Source organism: Victivallis sp. Marseille-Q1083 (assembly GCF_903645315.1).
GTDB lineage: Bacteria > Verrucomicrobiota > Lentisphaeria > Victivallales > Victivallaceae > UMGS1518.
The window spans coordinates 2,741,973-2,760,013 of the sequence record NZ_CAHJXL010000001.1 but is presented as its reverse complement, the minus strand read 5'-3'; the positions used below and the strand labels follow the sequence as shown (position 1 = coordinate 2,760,013).

The window sequence follows — 18,041 nt, the reverse complement described above, 5'->3', positions numbered from 1 at the left end:
TTTTTTATTCCTTCGCTTTACGGGCAGCAATATAATCCAACCCGAAAACCAATGCAAATCCGAGCACCGCAAAAACAACCGGCCAGAGCGCCGCCTGAAATGACGCCGGCAGAATATTGCCGACGACGGTCGGCTCCATTTTGCCGCCGGCAGCCAGCAAGGCGTCCAGTTGGGCCTGCTGCGCCGGCAGCGCCAGCAGGACTTTGCCTTCGGCGGTTTTAACCGCCGCCTCCATCACCTGCTGCCACGGCCAGAGCCGCCACAGCGAACCGATCATAAAACCGATCAGCGTGACGATCGTCAGGTCATGAAATTTTTTGAACAGATAATTCAACAGATAGACGAAAGAGCCCAGGCCGATCGCACAGCCGGCCGCCAGCCAGAAGATCGTCTTGATATCCGCCCAGGCGAATTTCAATCCGGCCAGATTGGCGACCGCCCCCCAGACATAATTATACTGCCCCAGCACCAGCAGCAGGAACGAGCCGGAAATTCCCGGCAGAATCATCGCACAGATGACGATGATGCCGCAGAGGAAAGTGACCCACCAGACATTCGGCGTCTCCACCGGCACCAGCGTGACAATCAGATAAGCCGTCAGAGCGCCGATTGCCAGAAAAATCCAACGCGACAGGCTCCAGCAAGTCACCTCCCGGAACACCGAAAAAACCGATGCCAGCACCAGCCCGAAAAAGGCGGCGAAGGTCGCTTCCCGGTGAAACTCCAACAGATAAATGCACAATTTGGCGGTCGTCGCCATCGCCAGCACCACGCCAACGGCCAGCGCCAGCAGGAAACGCCACGGCAAGGTCTCGTACATTTTGCGGAACTGCAATCTGCAGACCATCCGGAAGGTTTCCACCGAAGCGACCTGCTTGATGGAGCCGATCAATTGTTCGAAAATACCGAGGATGAAGGCCATCGTTCCGCCGGAAACGCCGGGAATGACGTTGGCAGTTCCCATCGCGAAACCGGTCCCGACGACCTTCAAATCATTTTTCCAACCGTTTTGTTCCGCCCGTTCTGTTGTCTTATTCTGCCGCGTTACCTTCATCCGCAATCCTTTGTTTTCCCGATTCATTCCATTACAAAATTTCAAAAATATCAATATAACATCGAAACGCAAAAAAACCCGATTTTTTCGGATTTAGAATGGAAAAAATAAAAAAAGAGATTACATTCTATGCCAACCCCGTGGTGTAATGGCAGCACAAGTGGTTTTGGTCCATTTAGCTCAGGTTCGAATCCTGGCGGGGTTGCCATTGGCCATCCGGACAGCGAACGCAGCTATTGTGGATTTGATTGCCGTTTTATCCCAAGTATCGCAGCAAGAGCAAACCGCCAGGACAAGTCCGCCTCTATATTCGAAAGCAAAATGATCATAGTGCTCAAAAAAACATCGGAAGCGCTGATGAATCCCGTCTTCAGAAAAGTAAGTGATTTTCCGCGTGGAACTCTTTTTGCCTTATTGTCCGACGCGTATTCCTTCGATTGTCGATGCGCCAGATACTGGAGTGCCGATTGGCGGGAATTCGACAATTTTTTCTTCGACAACCCGCATATTGCCGATCAATGCGGTTTCATCACCACTTTCGCCGGAGAAGCAGCCGGGTTTGCGTCATGGGATCCGAGACACCGGCCGGCCCATGTGGCAATCGGCCACAATTGCATTGCCGCCAAACACCAAAGCCATGGTTATGGAAAACTGCAACTTCAGGAAGCGGTCAATCGCATCTCCCGATTGGATGTCCGCAAAATCATCGTAACCACAAACGCTCTGCTGGTCCCGGCACAACGAATGTACGAACGAGTCGGCTTCCGGGCAATCCGGCACAGGAAGAGCGACTGTTTCGCCGGTGAATTCATCGATTATGAATATCCGCCGGCCGGCCCGGCCTCCAACGAGGTACCATAACGATCATCAGCAGAACCCGCAGGATAATCCCGCAATTTGGATCACTTGAAATTCAATCGGCGATTTTCATGAACCAGCAGGCTCCAATTGGCAATACGCTGGCAGGACGGCTTCATGCCAACCAAGTGATTGGCATCGACATCGACAGTTGATAAATTCTGTCGTGTGAACACAATCTTAGGATAAAAGACAATCGGCCAAGTCCATGCAATGGCATCGGGAATACACCAACGTCCCTTTTCGCATGTTGGATAGATTGAATGTCTTTGACGCACGTAAGAAAGCCGGATCATTGAGCAGCCACAAGGCATCTGTTAAGGTATACACGCAAAGATGGCACTGATCCACTCCTCCATGCTGATGAGCAATATCGTAAAGTTCAAATGTCAGACATTCTTTCTGAAAACGAGCAATATCTTTCTGGGTTAATTTTGATTTGGTCACATAAAAACCATAAACTGGAGTACGTAAAAATATGTTAATCCCGACATAAAGAACCTCTTGCCAGTAGATATTAATTCTGGAGTGGATTTGCACATTCGGATTGTTACACTTTGGCAGGCAGGAACATCCCCAAAAAGAAATCTCGGTACGATATGGTTCCAGAATACAATACCTGACATATTTTTGCATGACCGGCAGAGAGAGACGTGCAAATGCCTCATCCGCTTCCAATCTTTGAAATCGGGCGACATATTTTCTCCGCAATTCGTTATTTTCCGTTCGTACTCTGCTAGTGGCCTGTTGGCGAAAGGTTGATAACCACTGGATTTGTTGATCAGGAGACACGACAGAATCCAAATTAGAATTGCAGACCGGAGAACTGACAAACAATATATTCCGCAAAGAACATTTATGTTCCAACGCTCCAATACAGTCCCGTTCCGTCTTATTCAAAAGATCCGGTGCGACTTGCATAAACGAAAAACCGGAAATTTCTCCGAAATTTCTGCGGTGTTCGGCAAAACGCCGAACTATGTTCCGGGCTTGGCCGACATAGTAGCTACCATCGGGAAATTCCAGTAAATAGATTCCGGTTCGTTCTGCTTTCGAATACAGCGAATTAATGGACTGGCAGCCTGAAACGTTCCATATCTCTGGGAAACCAAGTTTCATATAGATTTTTTTCTGCATGATTCTCACTGCCACTGTTGTTTAAATTTTCTCAATTCACCGCCTTTATTCATAATGATCGTTTCGAAAGATGCATTCGAATATATCATCTATTTCGCTGATACATTCCGGGCCATGGTCCTTCGATAAAAACCGGCTGGGCCGGCGTTTACCCTGTAAAAGCAGCCTTCGCCAGGACGGGCCGCGGCGACCGATTTCCTGGCGGTGGAAAAATCATAGAACACGTCTTTTCCTATTCAGAACTTTTACCGTTCCTTAAATCCCGGTGATTGTAATACGCGATCACTTCGCGGTAGAATTCCGCCAACTGGCGGCCGATCACCGGCCAGCCGTAACGGGCCGCCACTTCCGCCCGGGCATTCCGACCGAGCTGCATTCGAAGCGGCGGCAAGGCATCGTAAGCCGCCAACAGCGACGGCAACGCTTCCGGATCGAACTGCAGGCCGGTTTTGCCATCTTCGACCAAGTAACGCAAGCCGCCTACCCGGGCCGCCAGCACCGGTACTCCGGCACTCCATGCTTCCAGCACAACGATGCCGAACGGTTCGTGCAGCGACGGCAGCAGAAAAACCTCCGCCTGCTGGTAAGCCGCGGCCAGCCGTTCGTCATCCGGCGGCAATCCGGGAACCAGCGTCAGTTGCTTCCTCACCTGCAGCGATTCCGCCAATGCGAGCAATTCCCGGCCGTACCATTCGGCCGTCACCGGACCGATCAGCAGCAGATGAACCCGGTCGCCGCGCGCCTTCAACTCCGCCAGCAGCCGCACCAGCAGTTTCTGATTTTTCTGGTAATCGATCCGGGAAACATTCAACAGAATCCTGACGCCATCCTCCAGTTTCAGCTCCCGATGCCAGTCGAACGCCGCCGGACGGGCGAATTTGTCCACGTCGACGCCGTTCGGCAAAAAGCGGATCAATTTATCCGGATAACGACGGCGCAGCTCCGCCTCCTCGTTGGCGCCGACACAGATGACGCCGGCCGCCTGTGCCAGATAATCGCAACGCAAACGCAACAGCCGCTCAATGGCGCCGCCGTAACTGAAGGTATGACGCAGCGGCCGCAACATCTCAGCCTTTTCCTGCTCCGGAATGTCGAAGCAGCCGCCGTGCAGCGAAACGACCAGCGGCACCCCCCGCCGCCGGGCGGCGCCGGCCGCCAGCTCCGCCAACCGGCCGGCATTGTGGGTATGGATCAAATCGAATCGCTGCCGGCGCAGGTAATCGGCCATGCCGAAGCAAACCGGATTGCCGCCCTTTTTGTCCAGCATCCGGCGACGCCCCGCCGAGAGCGGGAAATAGGGGTAAAAACAGTCGAAACGGCGGATCGTCAGTCCCTCGCGTTGCTCAAACGCCTCGCCGCCCAGCGCGTTGGTCGCCAGAATTTCGGTGTCGATGCCGTTGGCGAGCAGTTCACGGCTGGAATTCCAGACGACATTTTCCGTCCCGCCCCACTCGGCAAATCGAATGCGGCGGATAATCTGCATCACTTTCATTGTCCGGCAGCGCCTCTTCCTTTCACCGCTCCGATTCAGCCGGCAACGGTTCCATAATATAATTCCCCGACAACATTTCGCAATAAATTATTGTCCAACAGTTGAAAAGTCTGTTGCGGACCTCTAAATTCCGTTGTTTACCCTTTTAGTTCAGGAGATTTCGATGAAACAATTGCAGCGAATGACCAGAATATTGCTGGTATTCGTTCTGGCGGCGGTGGTTATGGTGTTGTTTTCCGGCTACGCCCGGGAACTCAAAAGCATTCTGGATCTCAAGCGCCAACCGGAAAGCCAACCGCTCGACTGGTCAAGCGGCAAACTGCAAATTTTCCCGCTTTCCGATCAATATCTGGTCGTCGCCGGCGATTTCGCCGATTTTCTGACCGAGCGGGTCCATGCCGCCTACGGCGAACGCCTGAAACTGGCCGACCGTTATCTGGCGGCCGGTTCGCTGCCGTTGTGGTCGTACCAGTTTCTCTACAACTTCGCCGGCTGCGAACTCGCCGCCGAGTACCACCCGCAAATTCGCGACAAATTTGAAAAGGCCGATTATTTCACGATTACCGTCAACGATCAGCCCATGGCGATTGCCGAAAATGGTTACTGGCTCAATGCCAACGGCTTGATGCGGCTAAAAAAAGCCGTCGATCCGGGCTGCCAGATCACCAGAAATGCCGAATTGGTCCATTTCGCCTATCTCAAACTGGCCCAACCGCTGCCCGACCGCGCCCGGGTCAAGGTAACTACCCCGGACCAATTGTCCGCCGAATTCACCTATGACGATACCCGAACGCTGTCGAGAGCCATCAAAGTCAACCAGGTCGGCTATGCTGCCGAAGCCGGCCGGAAATACGGTTACTTCGGCCTGTGGCTCGGAACGCTGGGGCCGATGCCGACCCGGCAATGGGTCGACCGGGAATTTCACCTCCGCAACGCCGAAAACGACGCGGTCGTCTATACCGGCCGGTTGGCACTGCGCTCCGAAGAACAATATACGCGGAAAGACGATAAGCTGGTGCCGTTGATCGGGGAAGAAGTCCTGGAAATGGATTTTTCCGACTGGCAGACGCCGGGCCGCTATTATCTGCAGATTCCGGGCATCGGCCGTTCCTGGGAGTTCATCATCGGCGACGACGCGATCGGCCGGGCGTTTTACGTGCAGACGCGGGGACTCTTTCAGCAGCGCAGCGGCATCGCCAAAACCACCGAGCACACCCAGTGGCCGATCGGGGCGGATCACAAAATTTCCTGGCGCGGCCATTTCGCCCCGAACGACCTGCAGTACTCGGTCAAATCCGGCTGCATCACCAATGCCGCCGGCGAAGCTGTCAAGCTGACGCCGTTCGAGATGGTCGCCGCCACCGCCACTGACGAAGCGCTGCCGGACGTCTACGGCGGCTGGTGGGATGCCGGTGATTTCGACCGGCGCCCCTATCACTTCGCCGTGGTGGACGCTCTGCTGAGCGTCTATCTGCTGTTTCCGGAGAATTTCTCCGACCATCAACTGGATCTGCCGGAATCCGGCAACGGAATTCCGGACATCATCGACGAAGCCGCCTGGGGCGTCGATGTCTGGCGGCGCGCCCAGAACGACGCCGGCGGCGTCGGCTGCTGGCTGGAAGCGACCAGCCACCCGAAAAATCCCGATCCGGTTACCGATACCCAACGCTATTATCTGGCCCAGCCCACCTGCGAAAGCAGCCTGGAATATGCCGCCTATGCCGCCAAACTCGCCAGAGCCTACCGGCATTGCGGCGCGACGGAACAGGCCGAACTCTTTCTGGCCTCGGCCCGCCGGGCGTTCGACTATGCGCTCGATCCGGCCAACCGCCAGGTCGTCCATTTCGAACACCCCAAGCTCGGCAAACTCACTTACCGGGAACCGGAGGAATTGCCGGGACAGTTGTTGTTCAAAGCGGCGCTGAATCTGTTTCTGACCACCGGCGAAGAACGCTATGAACCTTATGTGAACGAAAAAAACTTCAAAGCGGCGCTCAACGTCTGCCTCAATACCAGACCGGCTTACTATCTGAGCGAGCTGGCGGAGGACGAAAGAGCGTTCTTCTCCTACACCACCCGCTACCGGATTCAAGTCCGGCAAGCCGCCGACAAATATCTGAAAAGCCAGGAGGAACTGGCTTACCGGAATGTCAACTGGCCGCTCGACCACGGCTTTTTCCTCAATCTGGGCTGGGGCTACGGGCTGCCGCTGTTCAAAGGCAGCGCTTTCATCATGGCCTGGCGCACCACCGACGATCCCAAATACCGCGATGCGGCGCTGTTGCTCGTCGACTGGATGCTGGGCGCCAATCCGATGGGACGCAGCCTGACTACCGGCCTCGGCCGGGTTTATCCGATCCGCCTGCTGTCGCTGCCGAATCAGGTGATGAGCGAAACGCTCGTCGACCCGATGCCCGGTCTGACCATCTACGGGTTCACCGGCCGGGTTCACTACAACGCGCTCAATATGATCTATATGCTCAATTACGATCCGCGCAGCGACCACAATTTCAAAGGCTGTCACCTTTCGCTGATGCCGCACCAGATCAGCGGCGGCCGTGAAATGTCGCGCGACGACACCGCCGCCTGGCTGGCGGCCAATCTGCCGGTCTGGCGCCGCCATGCCAACCTGGAAGATTACGCCGTCGATGAAAACGAATTCACCGTCTGGGAAACGATGGCGCCGGCGGCGGCGGCATACGGCGCCTTGCTGAAACCGGGCTGGAAACCGCCGCCGGACTGGAAAGACCTCCAACCGGTTCGCGACCCGGCGCAATTACCGGGTCACATCTACCTGCCCTGAGCGGCAGTGCAGCGCTTTCGGACAATCGAGCCTCCAGCTTCCCGTTTCCGCCTGAAACGCGACGGAAATTTCGCCGGCCGGGCAAAACCGGCCGCCGGGTCACCGGGCGCACTGTAGAAAAGGCCGCGTTCCCGATTTGGCCAAAGGCCGGGATCGGAATACGCGGCCATCGTCATGATGATCAGCCATGACTTCACAGACAAGCACAAATAACCTGGAACAACGCAATAGGTATTTTGCCTTATTCTTCATTTTCTTCACTGTGCTCATTGGTCTTCAACCTCCTCGCCCAAGGCACTTTGAAGCGGCAAGCGACAAACTTTCCAGCCTTGACAGCCGGCTGAATATATCTTTTTTTTCCCATCATCTGGTCAATTCACCGACGGCTCACTGCCGCGGCGTTCTGCCGACGGGGCATGACCGAAATATGCCGAAAAATCCCGGGAAAACTCGTGGATGCGCCGATACCCCAGATAAGCCGCCACTTCCGAAACATTCATGTCCGAAAACCGCAACAGCGCCAACGCTTCCTCCAGCCGCCATAATTTGAAGTACCGCACCGGCGGCAACCCGGTGCTCCGGCGGCAATCGCGCAGCAGCGTCGCCCGGCTGATATTGAATTTGCGGCACAACATTCCGGTATCCGGATGGAATTGCCGCGTCTGGCGGACGTATTTCATCACCGCCCGCCAGCGGCGTTCGGTCGGCGTCGCCTCGTGCCGGTCCGACCGGCAGCGCTGTACTGCCGCCAGAATCCGATACAGCGCCGAAAAGCAGTCCAGCACGGCTCCGGCCCGGAACGCCTGTTCCAACTGAACGAAATCGTCCCGGCAGGCAGTCATGCCGGACAGCACCCGGCCCTGCAACGGCAGCGGTTCGAAACTTTCCGAATAAAACACCACCGAATAAAACGTCAAATCGACCGGGAAACGCCCCTCCTCCAGATCCCCGCTGCCGTAATAGACCAGATCGCCGGGACATAACTCATAACGGCAATGGTTGATCTTCGGCGCGAACACACCGCGGTCGATATAATGAAAGGTATGGCCGACCGGCGCATGGGCACTCGCCGCCGAACCGGCCCGCCGTTCGAATTTCCAGACGCCGGCAATTTCTTCCACCGGCGCCGGCATACCGTGGGTCAGAATCGTCTTTTTCATGATCGTAAACGAATAACCGCCTTCGTTCGCTTTTGCAAGTGCCGATGACGTTTTTTGCGAAAGATCAAGCCGGTTCAATGATATATGAGAGCCGCCTGAGCCGTCGGCCTCTTCATCCGGTGTACCGGATGAAGAGGAAAAAATATTATTCCGGCCGGGACGCCCGGTTCAAGGCATTCAGGATCGCATGAACCGCCGCCACCGCGATGTTTTCGTTGATGCCGACGCCGAACACCACCTCCCCGCGGCCGGCCATCCGGAGGCCGATACAGGCGATCGCCCGGGCGGCGGCACCGCTGGTCATCGCCTGCTCCTTATAACTCTCGAGCCGGAATTCCGGCGCCACGCCGGCCCGCTGCAGGGCATCGACCGTCGCGGCAATCGGCCCGTTGCCACGGCCCTGAAACGTCCGCACCGGTCCGGACACGGCGATCTGCAACGCAATCTGCGTCTGCACTCTGCCGTCGACCAACTCATTGTGCTGCTTCAGCCCGACCAACTGCCAGCCGCCGGGCGGGTTGACGATTTTCTGTTCGAACACGGCAAAAATTTCCTCCGGGGCGACTTCCGCTTTGCTCGCTTCGGCCACCAACTGCACCTCATGTGCCAATGCCGTCTGAAGGCTTTTCGGCAACTCCACGCCATAGACCTGCTCCATGACAAACGCGACTCCGCCCTTGCCGGATTGACTGTTGATCCGGATCAATCCTTCGTAACTGCGGCCGATATCGGCCGGATCAATGTGGAAATAGGGCAATTTCCAGCCCTGCCGGAAAAATTCGCCGATCGCCTCCCGCTGCGCAAACCCTTTGCGGATCGCGTCCTGGTGAGAGCCGGAAAAGGCGGTGAAAACCAATTCGCCGGCGTAGGGATGACGCGGATGCGTGGCGATCGACGACACTTTTTCGACCTGCCTGACGATTTCCGGCAGGAAGGAAAAATCCAAACCGGTGGCGATGCCGCGGCTGTGAAAATTCAACGCAAAAGTCAGCATATCCATATTGCCGGTCCGCTCGCCGTGGCCGCAGAGCGTCCCTTCCACCCGGTCCGCGCCGGCCAACACCGCCATTTCGGCGGCGGCGATCGCACAGCCCTGATCGTTGTGGGTATGAACGCTGATCGTCGTTTCAGCGCCGTACGGATAATGCCGGCAGAAATATTCGATCAAGTCGGCATATTGATACGGCGGCCGGCGTTCGACCGTCGACGGCAAATTGAGGATGAAATTTTCCTTGCGGCAGGGGCCGAAACACTCCTTGACGCCGCAGGCCAGATCGACGATGAAATCAATGTCGCTGTCGGTGAACTCCTCCGGGGAAAATTCATAGCCGACCCGGTCCTGCAAGCCGGCATCCCGGATCGCCTCAACGATCATCCGGGTCCCCTCGACCGCCATTTGTCTGACCTCTTCCCGGCTTTTGCCGAAAACAAAACGGCCGTGCAAATCGGACGCGGCAACGTAACAATGGACGACGGCCCGTTCGACGCCGCGAATCGATTCGATCGTCCGGGCGATCAATCCGGCCCGCGCCTGGGTGAAAACGACGATGCGCACCCCGGCGGGGATCAAATTTTCTTCGATCAACCGGCGGACGAAATCAAATTCATCCCGGGAAGCGGCTGGAAATCCGACTTCGATTTCCGTAAAGCCGATCCGGGTCAGCATCTTGAAATATTCCACCTTGGCGTCCACATCCATCGGATTGGCAAAGGCTTGATTGCCGTCGCGCAAATCGACCGAGGCGAACATCGGAGCGGCGGTGATTTTCCGGGTCGGCCAAATCCGGTCGGCGATGGGCGCCGTTTCCGGATAACGATACTTCGGGTAACTGTTCATGTTTTTTAACTTCCTTTGGTTTTGGGGTTGCCACAGTCAAAAATATTTCGACTTCAGGAAGCGGCGGGTTCAACACGAACGGCGGTCCAATACACAAGGCAGTCCGGGCGTCGAAGCCAGCCGCTTCGACGCCGATTGAACCGAAAAAATAAAGAAGGGGAGCCGGTCGCTTTATCCGGCAACCGGGATTCCGGCCCAATCGGCGGCTTTCAGCCGCCGCAGCAGTCGGCCGGAAGTAAGAGACAACACGATCCAAACCTCGCGGTGCGGGCGCAACGGCGCCGCTTCACGTCCGATTTCAAATTTTTTCGAATGCCGGTTCATGTTGTTCCTTGTTCAGAATGGTTATGATCTCTATAATATAAGCAGTCATCCGCCCAAATGCAAATTTCTTTTGCTCTTTCCCCCCTCCCTCCCCTCTGGCGGCCGGAAAGAAGAACGGGTGCGGTCTATTCCGATCGCTCCAACGCCGCGACGAACTGCTCAAACGTCACGCCGGCCCGCTCCGCCGCATCGCACAGGAAACGGTCGCCGTCGCAACGGACGTCGATGCCCAGCTTTTCCAGCCCCGCCCGAATCCGCTCCTCCTGCCCCGCCAGCTCCCGCACCCTGCCATGCCGCCAGTCCACCCCGTTCACTTCCCGTGCCGCTTCCACCGGCGGCAGGTCAACCGGCGTGTCGAGCGCCGCATTCATCTGCGGCGGCAATGGAAACGCGGCACTCAACTCTTCCGCTTCGGTGACGGCAGGCTGCTGATGCAGATCGTTCGAATCTTGATTTTTCATTTTTTCTCCTCCAGAATAATGAATGAAAATGCTCCGGCAAGTTCCTCTTCTTCAATATACCCTGTTTCACAATTTTGGCAAATGAAATATCAGATTCCGCACTGCAGGCCGGCTTCCGGCTCCTTCAACCTATGAAAGCGCTTCGACCTCTTCGATCATCACTTCGTAATTGCGCATCGCCCGGGCGCTCAACTTGCGGCCGTACGGACAGGCCGACGGCATCAGCACGAAGCCGCGCCCTTCCCCGCCGGTTCCTTCCTCCAATGCCTGCCGGACCTTGCCGCGAAACGCTTCCGATTCCAGGTTTTCGATATCCGACGCCTCCAGATTGCCGAATAAGGTCAATTCCCGGCCATACTTTTCCCGGACATAGGCCAGCGACACATCGCCCTGCGGCGGCGGCTCAATCGGATCGAGCGCTACAACGCCGGTAGCGACGATTTCGTCGAGCACTTCCCGGATGCGGCCGTGACAGTGGATGCGCGGATAACCGCCATGGCGGCGGATCACTTCGACCAGCTGGCGATCAAAGCAGGTCACGTATTCATGGAACAATTCCGGCGGCAGATACGGCGGACAGGCGTATTCCGGCCCGCAAATCCGCCAGATCCGGCCCGGCAGCGCCGCCGCCACCTGCTCCGTCACCCACAATTGGAAACGCAAGGCCTTCTCCAGCGCCTCGCGGAACAGTTCCGGTTCGGTCAGCGCGATGACGGTGAATTCATCCATCGCCATCAATCCCGCCACCGTACACAACGGATCGCCGCTGTCGATCATCACCACGCCGCTGTCGCCGAGTTCCGCTTCCTGGCGCAAAATATCGGCCGTATAGGCTTCGCCGCGCAACTCCTCCTCCGGCAAATCGATCCAGGCGCGCAAATCGTCGACATCCTTGATCAGATGGTCCAGGCACCAACTGGTATTGACATCGGCTTCCACCATATAGGTGCTGCGCAACTCCCGGCCGGCCGCCTGAACCCGGGTATGATAATAACGCCGGTCGTCCTTTTCCTCGCAGCGCTGTTCGACGATCGCCGGCGGCAACAGATCGAGCAGCCGTCCGTCGCGGCTGGCCAACGCGGCAGTCATCACCAGCCGGTCGGTCTTTTCCTGCGCCAACTGAATCAGCGGCTTCCAGCTCGGATCATGAAAGATATTGAAGCGGTCCGGATCGTCGCACCGCTGGGTCAAACCGTTGATTTCATAAAAACTGACGGCGGGACGGTCGACGCTCAGGCCGGCAATCGTCCGCATCAAACGTTCTTTACGGGTCAGCATTTTTTCGATTTCCTTTTTGTTTTTGCAGCCGCGACGCACTCCCGGCCCGCCTTTACCAATATCATCATTTCAGGCGGTTTTCTTTCGGAAAAAACATCTTTCTGTCGCCAAAAACGTCATCGGATTCATTTTCCCTCTCCGCGCCATTTCCACACTTCGACAATTGACCCGACAATAAAATATAATTTCAGGTAATTTTCGAGTTTTCTCTGGAAGAGGGGTTGACTTTTGCCTAATTTTTTGATATACTATACTTATAAATGCTGTATCGGAACAGTTCGCTACAGAAAAACAGAAGTAGATTAATGATGGACGTTTTGGAAAAAGACATCGCCGTTCCGTTGGCCAGGCAGTTGTACGATATTTTGACCGGTCGTATCGCTTCCGGCTATTAGCCGGTCGGCCGCAAGCTGGACAGCGTCCGCAATCTGCGGGAGGAGTTCAAAGTCAGCACCACGGTGATCAGCCAGACACTGGATTTGCTGGAACGCGATCAACTGATCATCCGGGAGCCGGCCAGAGGGGTTTTCGTCAGCCGGAGCAATACGGTGGACAACAAGCCGCTGCGGGTGATCCTGGTTTTCCCGGAAGTGGGGATTCTGCCGGAAGTGCTGCCGGTCGGCAACTGGCACGCCAACACCGAGATCTACCGCGGCATGCTGGAAGTCGGGATTGCGCACAACACCCACATCCATCTGGAATATTTTCCGGAAGCGGAAGACAATTTCGCCTTGAACGGGCAGTTGCAGCGCCTGGCCGGCTATGACGCGGCAATCTTCTACGGCGACCAACGGCGCAAGCTGCGTTCCGTTGCCGCCAACGAGGTGGCGGTGGTGGCGACAGTTCAATTCGGGGCGCCGGCGGAATATCACGAGTCTGAACTGGCGGTCGGCTACAGCGACCGGGAACTGGTCGAATGCCTGGTCGACACGATCAAGTCGCGCGGCTACCGCAAGTGCGGCTGCATCGCAGTGCCGAGAACGTCGGACGATGTGCCGTTCCTGCACTGGCGGACGCTGGAATACTGCCGGCTGGGAAGAGCCGCCGGTCTGCCGGTGCCGGATGACGCGCTGCAGGAGGTGCCTTTTCCGGTGGTGGCGGCGGAGGACGAGATTGTCGCATTCCTGCGGCGGGAAAAGCCTGACTTCCTGTTCTATAACAGCGATCATTTGGAGCCTTTATACAATGCGGTTTCGAAATTGAACCTGCAGCCCGGCCGGGAAATCGATTTCATGTACATCGGCGCCTCGTCGGTCTGTCCGATCTGCAGCCGCGTCACGCCGCCTTTCCGGCAGATCGGCCGGGAAATGATCAGCCGGATCGTCGATTACTGCCGCTGGAAACGGCCGCTGCCTTCGGAAAGGATTTTTTTACCGCCGCAAATTATCACCGGCAATTCAACCGGCTGGTCCCATGATAACCGAACAGACGAGATGTAAGCATTAATCAACCCTATGAGTTCTGCGAAATAGAGGAAAAGTGAACAGGAAGCAGTTTGAGCCACCGGCAAAAGCTTTGAAAACAAGCAAACAGTACGAGTTGGTGCAGAATTGGGTAAAAAATCGCTGAAAAAAGGCGTGAAGAATTAAGGCGGATGTGAATTCGCCGGGGTTGATTGAAAAATTTGAGATTATCGCGAAGCTATGCGGCGTCAGCAAACGATTTGTAACAGCGGATTTTGTCCGGCTGTTCGAGAATGAATGCGGCGGCGACGGCGGTGAGCGCGAGCGTCAGATGTGCAATGCTCATCTGGTTGCGGATGGCTCGGTAATTGAAATGCGTGGTCTGTTCGACCTCGCGCGAGCCGAGGCGCGAGAAATAGCGTTCGACGCCGGTACGTTTGGTATAAGTCTCTTTGTACCATGCGCTTTGGCGCGGGACCTGGGCGCGTGCATCATCGGTAACGTCGATGTAAGCGGTACAGCCATAGCGGCTGCCGGTACAGAATCGTTGATGATTGCAAGGGCATTGGCCAGGTAATTCGGCTTTTTCCGGGCGCGTTCCGGCGATGATCGGACAGCGGAATTTCTTGCGGGTGCGGCCTTCGCTCTTGGTGATGCATGAATATTTCATTTCGAGTCCGCCGGGACAGATGGGACAGCCTTTTTCGCCGAGAAGTTTGGCCGCTTGCTGGTTGCGCGGATTGATTGGGATGCATGCTTGGCCTTTGATTTCGTCCTTGATAAAGTCGTAGAATTGGCGGTGGTCATAGGCGGAATCGGCGATAAAAACTCGGCCTTTCTTCTGTCCGTAGACCCGTTTGAGTTTGCGTAAGAGCGAGTGCGCAATCTGTTCGTCGGAGATGTTGTTCGGCTTGGTGATTTCGACCAGCGGAACGCCTTCTTCGGAGACCAATACGTGCGTCCGGAAGCCCCAGAAAAAGCTGAATTGCTTGCCCGTGCCGAATGGCTGTTTCAAGTAAGAATAATAGCCGAGAGTCGCTTTGGGATTGCGGGGGATTTTATCCTCTTTATCCAATGAGCGACTCGGATTTTTGGGATTGTTGTGCTTGGTATTGGCCATGACCGGTTTGGAATCGACGATCAGGACGTCAAGCGAAACCACGCCGCCGCCGATCAGCGACTGAACCGCCGCATGATGAATCGCCTGGATTTCGGAGTTTTTTGTCTTGCTCAGGAATGTATAAAAACGGGACGAGTCCGGCAGCGAATCATACTGGAAACCGATCATTTCGCAGATCACCGGATTCCGTTGCAGATTGCGCAAGAGCTCCGGAATGCTTTTGATTTCCTCCGCGTGCTTGTAAACGTATGCTTTGAGGTAAGCCAAATCTCCATAGCCGATACGACCAGGACCTTTCTTCTTAGCGACACTAGTATGAGATTCTTCCAGCGCAAGAAACAGGCTCTCGTATTTGGAGTTGGCGTACCCGCGATAATCGCAGAATAAAGATAGTTGCATTGGTTTTTATTCCTCCTTCTGGAGTTATGATTTTGATTGCTAGAAGATTACAATATAATTTCAGTTGGAGGATTTTTCAAATTTCAATGCATTGTAAATAGTTAAAAATAAATAATTTAATGTATTTCGCAGAATGCACTCTTTTTGCCGTAATGTAAGGAGGTTTATGAAACACAATGTCACAACAATCCAGTGCCGGGCGGAACAATTGAAGCTGGCCGGCCGCTGGAAACTATGCGATAATCAGCGAGCGGACGCCGTCTGCAACGGCATCGGCGCCGGCTGGTTTCCGCCCTGGCTGCGTTTTATGCTGGATCAACTGCATCCGGCATTGGTGCCGGTCGCCTGGATTCACGATTTGGATTACGACGACGGCGGCCGGTGGACGGATCGCTGGATAGCCGATTGGCGGTTCCTTCGCAACGGCGTTCGGGCGGCGTTCGGCACTTATGCCGTTGACCAGATGCGGCGTTATGTGGTCATGGTTGACGCGCTGCGTTTCTTTGTGTTGCTGCGCATCGGCGGCGCGCCGGCCTTCCGGTTTACCGGCCTGAAAGCGAGGAAGAAATGAGTTTTTACGAAGTATTCTGCATCGCCGGAACGATGGTTTGCTGCACCTATGTCATCTGCACCAAACTGAACACTTTCGTCACTCACGAAGTATGTACCCGCCGGCGCGACAATTGCGCCGTCATCAAAGAAATCAACAAGGAAAGGACCGAAACAAAATGAAAAAACAGAATGGAATTGCAGCCGGCACACTTGCCCGGGGGATCGTCGTCGCGGCGTTCGTCGCGGCAGCGGCGCTGCTGCAGGGCTGCGAGGCGTTGCAAAACAAAGCCGTCGGCATCGGCTCCGGGGTGGACGCCTTCAAGGTGGAGACCTCCGGCTCGCTTTCCAGCGGCACCGTGCTGCCGAATATCATTGCCGGCGGCGCGGTCAACGCAATGGGTACCAGTCCCGAAATGGCGGAGGGGTCCACGGCGGCACCGGTCTATGTGCATTCCAGGCGCGGCTCCTTCTTTGGCCAACTGTTCGGATTGAATGTCGATACCGAGGCGGTCGTTTATATCGGCGTACCCGGCGAAACGGCAGCCGACACCATCGCCCGAATGCAGGCAATCCGGCAACCGCCGGAAACGCCGGAAACGGCGGCAGCCGAATAGTGGACAAAGGGGGGGATGCGAGAAGGAAAAACCTTTTGAGGAAAGGTTCTTTCCTTCTCGCGCTCTTCCTTTTCCAAACCTCTTCGCCACCTTTTTCCTGCCGGCGTTGCCAACAGGAAAAAGGCTGTAATTTTTTTCTCCTCATTTTCTTCCCCGCCGGTCGTCTTTGATTCGGAAATACTGAACGGGTATGCCGGTGTGTTTGGCGATCCGGCAGGCGGTTTGATAGGTGATCGGCTTCTTCGCAAACGCGGTCCGAATGGTTTTTTCCGACAGGCCGCACCGGTCGGCGACACCTTTGTAGGGATTTAGATTTTCATTGTCCATGTTCTTCCTCTGTCTCTATATCGGCAAAGATGGCGTTTTGCGCTTCGTAGAGCGCTTCTTCCGCAATGCCGAGGTATTTAATCGTGGTGTCGATCCGCGCGTGCCCCAGCGCCTGCCGGGTCAATTCCAGCGCCCGTATCGGGTCGGCGGCGCTTTGTTTCAGGTAATAACGAAAGATTTCCCAGGCGAACGTTTTCCGCATCCAATGGGTGCCGTAACCACGGCCCAGAATCGAGCGAAAATAGTTATAACAGGTAAACCGCGACAGGTGGTCGCCGGCCTGCCCCCGGAAGACATAATCGTCCGGCCGGCAATAACCCCGGTCAGCTTCATGATTCAGCCAGCGGACCAGCGTCGCCCGGAACACGCCCGGTATCGTCATTTTACGGCAGTTGTCGCCGTCGCGGGCTTTGAGTTTCTCAAAGCTGACCACTTCCCGGATTGATTCGTATTCGATCAAATCCCGACGCCGCAACGGCAGGATTTCCGAGATACGACAGCCGGTCGGGACGCCGATCGCCACGATTGCCGCGTATTTCAGCGGCATCTGTTTCATTCTCCGGGCGATTTCCGGCAATTCCAGGCGCTTCATACCGGCCATATCATGCTTCTTCCCTGCTATTGATCTTGGTCGTACATTGCATCGCGATTTTCCTTTAACCTTTAATACAAATATTCAGTTCCAATAATTTTTCCTTTTGCGGTTCGCACGATCCGTTGCGTGATATATTCATCCAACAGCCTGGCACTTAGTTCATTCAAAGCGGCGTCCCAAATCTCTTTCGCCTTATTGCAGGCGGTGGTCGGCATCTTTGTTCTCTTATTGACGACAGTAAGCCAGGGATAAAATTGTTTGGTCAACTCGCGTTTCGCTTTCGCCACCCGGTATTCGGTTGACGGTCCGCTCGTTTTTGCATAGATTTCCGGCCAATGTTGGGCGATGATGACAGCCGACATTTCTTGCGCCTGTTGCCTCCATACTTTCCTGGCCAGGCTGGTTCCCTTCGAATCATAAACCACCTTGTTCCCACTTGTGAAATATTTTTTGGTGGGATAAAGCGGTTCGATTTTTTTTTCTGCTTCAACTGCATTGCCGCTGTCAATCATCTGTTTGGCCTGCTCCGTGTCAACCTCCACGGTGGCATATTTCTGATACGGGCGGCCGTTGATTTCTGTTCTCTTGGTGGTTCTGATTTTCATTTTTGCAAATCCTGTCATATTT

The 18,041-nt window shown here is 55.4% G+C and carries 18 protein-coding genes and 1 tRNA gene; 7 read left to right on the top strand and 12 right to left on the bottom strand.

The features are described from left to right. Nucleotides 1-4 precede the first annotated feature (4 nt). The gene (locus HWX74_RS11385) at nucleotides 5-1,054 is read right to left on the bottom strand and encodes a DUF368 domain-containing protein (protein WP_176013653.1); all 1,050 of its coding nucleotides are present in this window, start codon (nucleotides 1,052-1,054) and stop codon (nucleotides 5-7) included. 134 nt (nucleotides 1,055-1,188) lie between these two features. Between HWX74_RS11385 and HWX74_RS11380 the strand changes: the two genes are divergently transcribed. Beyond that, nucleotides 1,189-1,262: transfer RNA gene (locus HWX74_RS11380), tRNA-Gln, on the top strand. A gap of 149 nt (nucleotides 1,263-1,411) precedes the next feature. Then, a complete protein-coding gene (locus HWX74_RS11375) occupies nucleotides 1,412-1,915 on the top strand; it encodes an N-acetyltransferase (RefSeq protein ID WP_176013652.1) in 504 nt (167 codons plus the stop codon). Nucleotides 1,916-2,092: 177 nt separating this feature from the next. On the opposite strand, the gene HWX74_RS11370 is transcribed toward HWX74_RS11375, so the two are convergent. Continuing rightward, entirely contained in the window at nucleotides 2,093-3,049 is a 957-nt protein-coding gene (locus tag HWX74_RS11370; protein ID WP_176013651.1) for a GIY-YIG nuclease family protein, read from the bottom strand. Between the two features lie 232 nt (nucleotides 3,050-3,281). Then, complete coding sequence (locus tag HWX74_RS11365) at nucleotides 3,282-4,541, bottom strand: glycosyltransferase family 4 protein (RefSeq protein ID WP_176013650.1); 1,260 nt, start codon at nucleotides 4,539-4,541, stop codon at nucleotides 3,282-3,284. Nucleotides 4,542-4,704: 163 nt separating this feature from the next. On the opposite strand from HWX74_RS11365, the gene HWX74_RS11360 reads away from it, so the two are divergent. Beyond that, entirely contained in the window at nucleotides 4,705-7,344 is a 2,640-nt protein-coding gene (locus tag HWX74_RS11360; RefSeq protein ID WP_176013649.1) for a glycoside hydrolase family 9 protein, read from the top strand. 371 nt (nucleotides 7,345-7,715) lie between these two features. On the opposite strand, the gene HWX74_RS11355 is transcribed toward HWX74_RS11360, so the two are convergent. The 5 genes from HWX74_RS11355 to HWX74_RS11335 all read right to left on the bottom strand — a co-directional run bounded on the left by HWX74_RS11355 (nucleotide 7,716) and on the right by HWX74_RS11335 (nucleotide 12,404). Continuing rightward, nucleotides 7,716-8,504 (bottom strand): AraC family transcriptional regulator, encoded by a 789-nt coding sequence (locus tag HWX74_RS11355; RefSeq protein ID WP_176013648.1) that lies wholly within the window; start codon nucleotides 8,502-8,504, stop codon nucleotides 7,716-7,718. Between the two features lie 145 nt (nucleotides 8,505-8,649). Beyond that, on the bottom strand, nucleotides 8,650-10,341 hold the full coding sequence (locus HWX74_RS11350) for a 2-isopropylmalate synthase (protein WP_176013647.1): 1,692 nt from the start codon (nucleotides 10,339-10,341) through the stop codon (nucleotides 8,650-8,652). A 171-nt stretch (nucleotides 10,342-10,512) separates the two neighbouring features. Then, nucleotides 10,513-10,665, bottom strand: a complete 153-nt coding sequence (locus HWX74_RS11345) for a hypothetical protein (protein ID WP_176013646.1) — start codon at nucleotides 10,663-10,665, stop codon at nucleotides 10,513-10,515. Nucleotides 10,666-10,790: 125 nt separating this feature from the next. Next, on the bottom strand, nucleotides 10,791-11,126 hold the full coding sequence (locus HWX74_RS11340; protein ID WP_176013645.1) for a hypothetical protein: 336 nt from the start codon (nucleotides 11,124-11,126) through the stop codon (nucleotides 10,791-10,793). 129 nt (nucleotides 11,127-11,255) lie between these two features. Then, nucleotides 11,256-12,404 (bottom strand): uroporphyrinogen decarboxylase family protein, encoded by a 1,149-nt coding sequence (locus HWX74_RS11335; protein WP_176013644.1) that lies wholly within the window; start codon nucleotides 12,402-12,404, stop codon nucleotides 11,256-11,258. A 410-nt stretch (nucleotides 12,405-12,814) separates the two neighbouring features. Here HWX74_RS11335 and HWX74_RS11330 point away from each other — a divergent pair, with 410 nt between their 5' ends. Then, nucleotides 12,815-13,843: a substrate-binding domain-containing protein gene (locus tag HWX74_RS11330; protein WP_303048122.1), complete on the top strand. Its 1,029-nt coding sequence runs from the start codon at nucleotides 12,815-12,817 to the stop codon at nucleotides 13,841-13,843. Between the two features lie 202 nt (nucleotides 13,844-14,045). On the opposite strand, the gene HWX74_RS11325 is transcribed toward HWX74_RS11330, so the two are convergent. Continuing rightward, entirely contained in the window at nucleotides 14,046-15,326 is a 1,281-nt protein-coding gene (locus HWX74_RS11325; RefSeq protein WP_176012237.1) for a transposase, read from the bottom strand. Nucleotides 15,327-15,492: 166 nt separating this feature from the next. On the opposite strand from HWX74_RS11325, the gene HWX74_RS11320 reads away from it, so the two are divergent. From HWX74_RS11320 to HWX74_RS11310, 3 genes are read left to right on the top strand one after another with little or no spacing between them, the layout of a single operon-like run. Continuing rightward, the gene (locus tag HWX74_RS11320) at nucleotides 15,493-15,897 is read left to right on the top strand and encodes a hypothetical protein (protein WP_176013642.1); all 405 of its coding nucleotides are present in this window, start codon (nucleotides 15,493-15,495) and stop codon (nucleotides 15,895-15,897) included. Then, the gene (locus HWX74_RS11315) at nucleotides 15,894-16,058 is read left to right on the top strand and encodes a hypothetical protein (protein WP_176013641.1); all 165 of its coding nucleotides are present in this window, start codon (nucleotides 15,894-15,896) and stop codon (nucleotides 16,056-16,058) included. Before HWX74_RS11320 ends, HWX74_RS11315 begins: the two co-directional genes overlap by 4 nt. Beyond that, nucleotides 16,055-16,492, top strand: coding sequence for a hypothetical protein (locus HWX74_RS11310; protein WP_176013640.1), 438 nt, complete (start codon nucleotides 16,055-16,057; stop codon nucleotides 16,490-16,492). Before HWX74_RS11315 ends, HWX74_RS11310 begins: the two co-directional genes overlap by 4 nt. A 141-nt stretch (nucleotides 16,493-16,633) precedes the next feature. Here HWX74_RS11310 and HWX74_RS11305 read toward each other — a convergent pair whose 3' ends face one another. The 3 genes from HWX74_RS11305 to HWX74_RS11295 all read right to left on the bottom strand — a co-directional run bounded on the left by HWX74_RS11305 (nucleotide 16,634) and on the right by HWX74_RS11295 (nucleotide 18,019). Further along, on the bottom strand, nucleotides 16,634-16,819 hold the full coding sequence (locus HWX74_RS11305; protein ID WP_176013639.1) for a hypothetical protein: 186 nt from the start codon (nucleotides 16,817-16,819) through the stop codon (nucleotides 16,634-16,636). After that, entirely contained in the window at nucleotides 16,809-17,420 is a 612-nt protein-coding gene (locus tag HWX74_RS11300) for a site-specific integrase (RefSeq protein ID WP_176013638.1), read from the bottom strand. The genes HWX74_RS11305 and HWX74_RS11300 overlap by 11 nt, the downstream gene beginning before the upstream one ends. 62 nt (nucleotides 17,421-17,482) lie before the next feature. Further along, the gene (locus HWX74_RS11295; RefSeq protein ID WP_176013637.1) at nucleotides 17,483-18,019 is read right to left on the bottom strand and encodes a hypothetical protein; all 537 of its coding nucleotides are present in this window, start codon (nucleotides 18,017-18,019) and stop codon (nucleotides 17,483-17,485) included. Nucleotides 18,020-18,041: the final 22 nt, after the last annotated feature.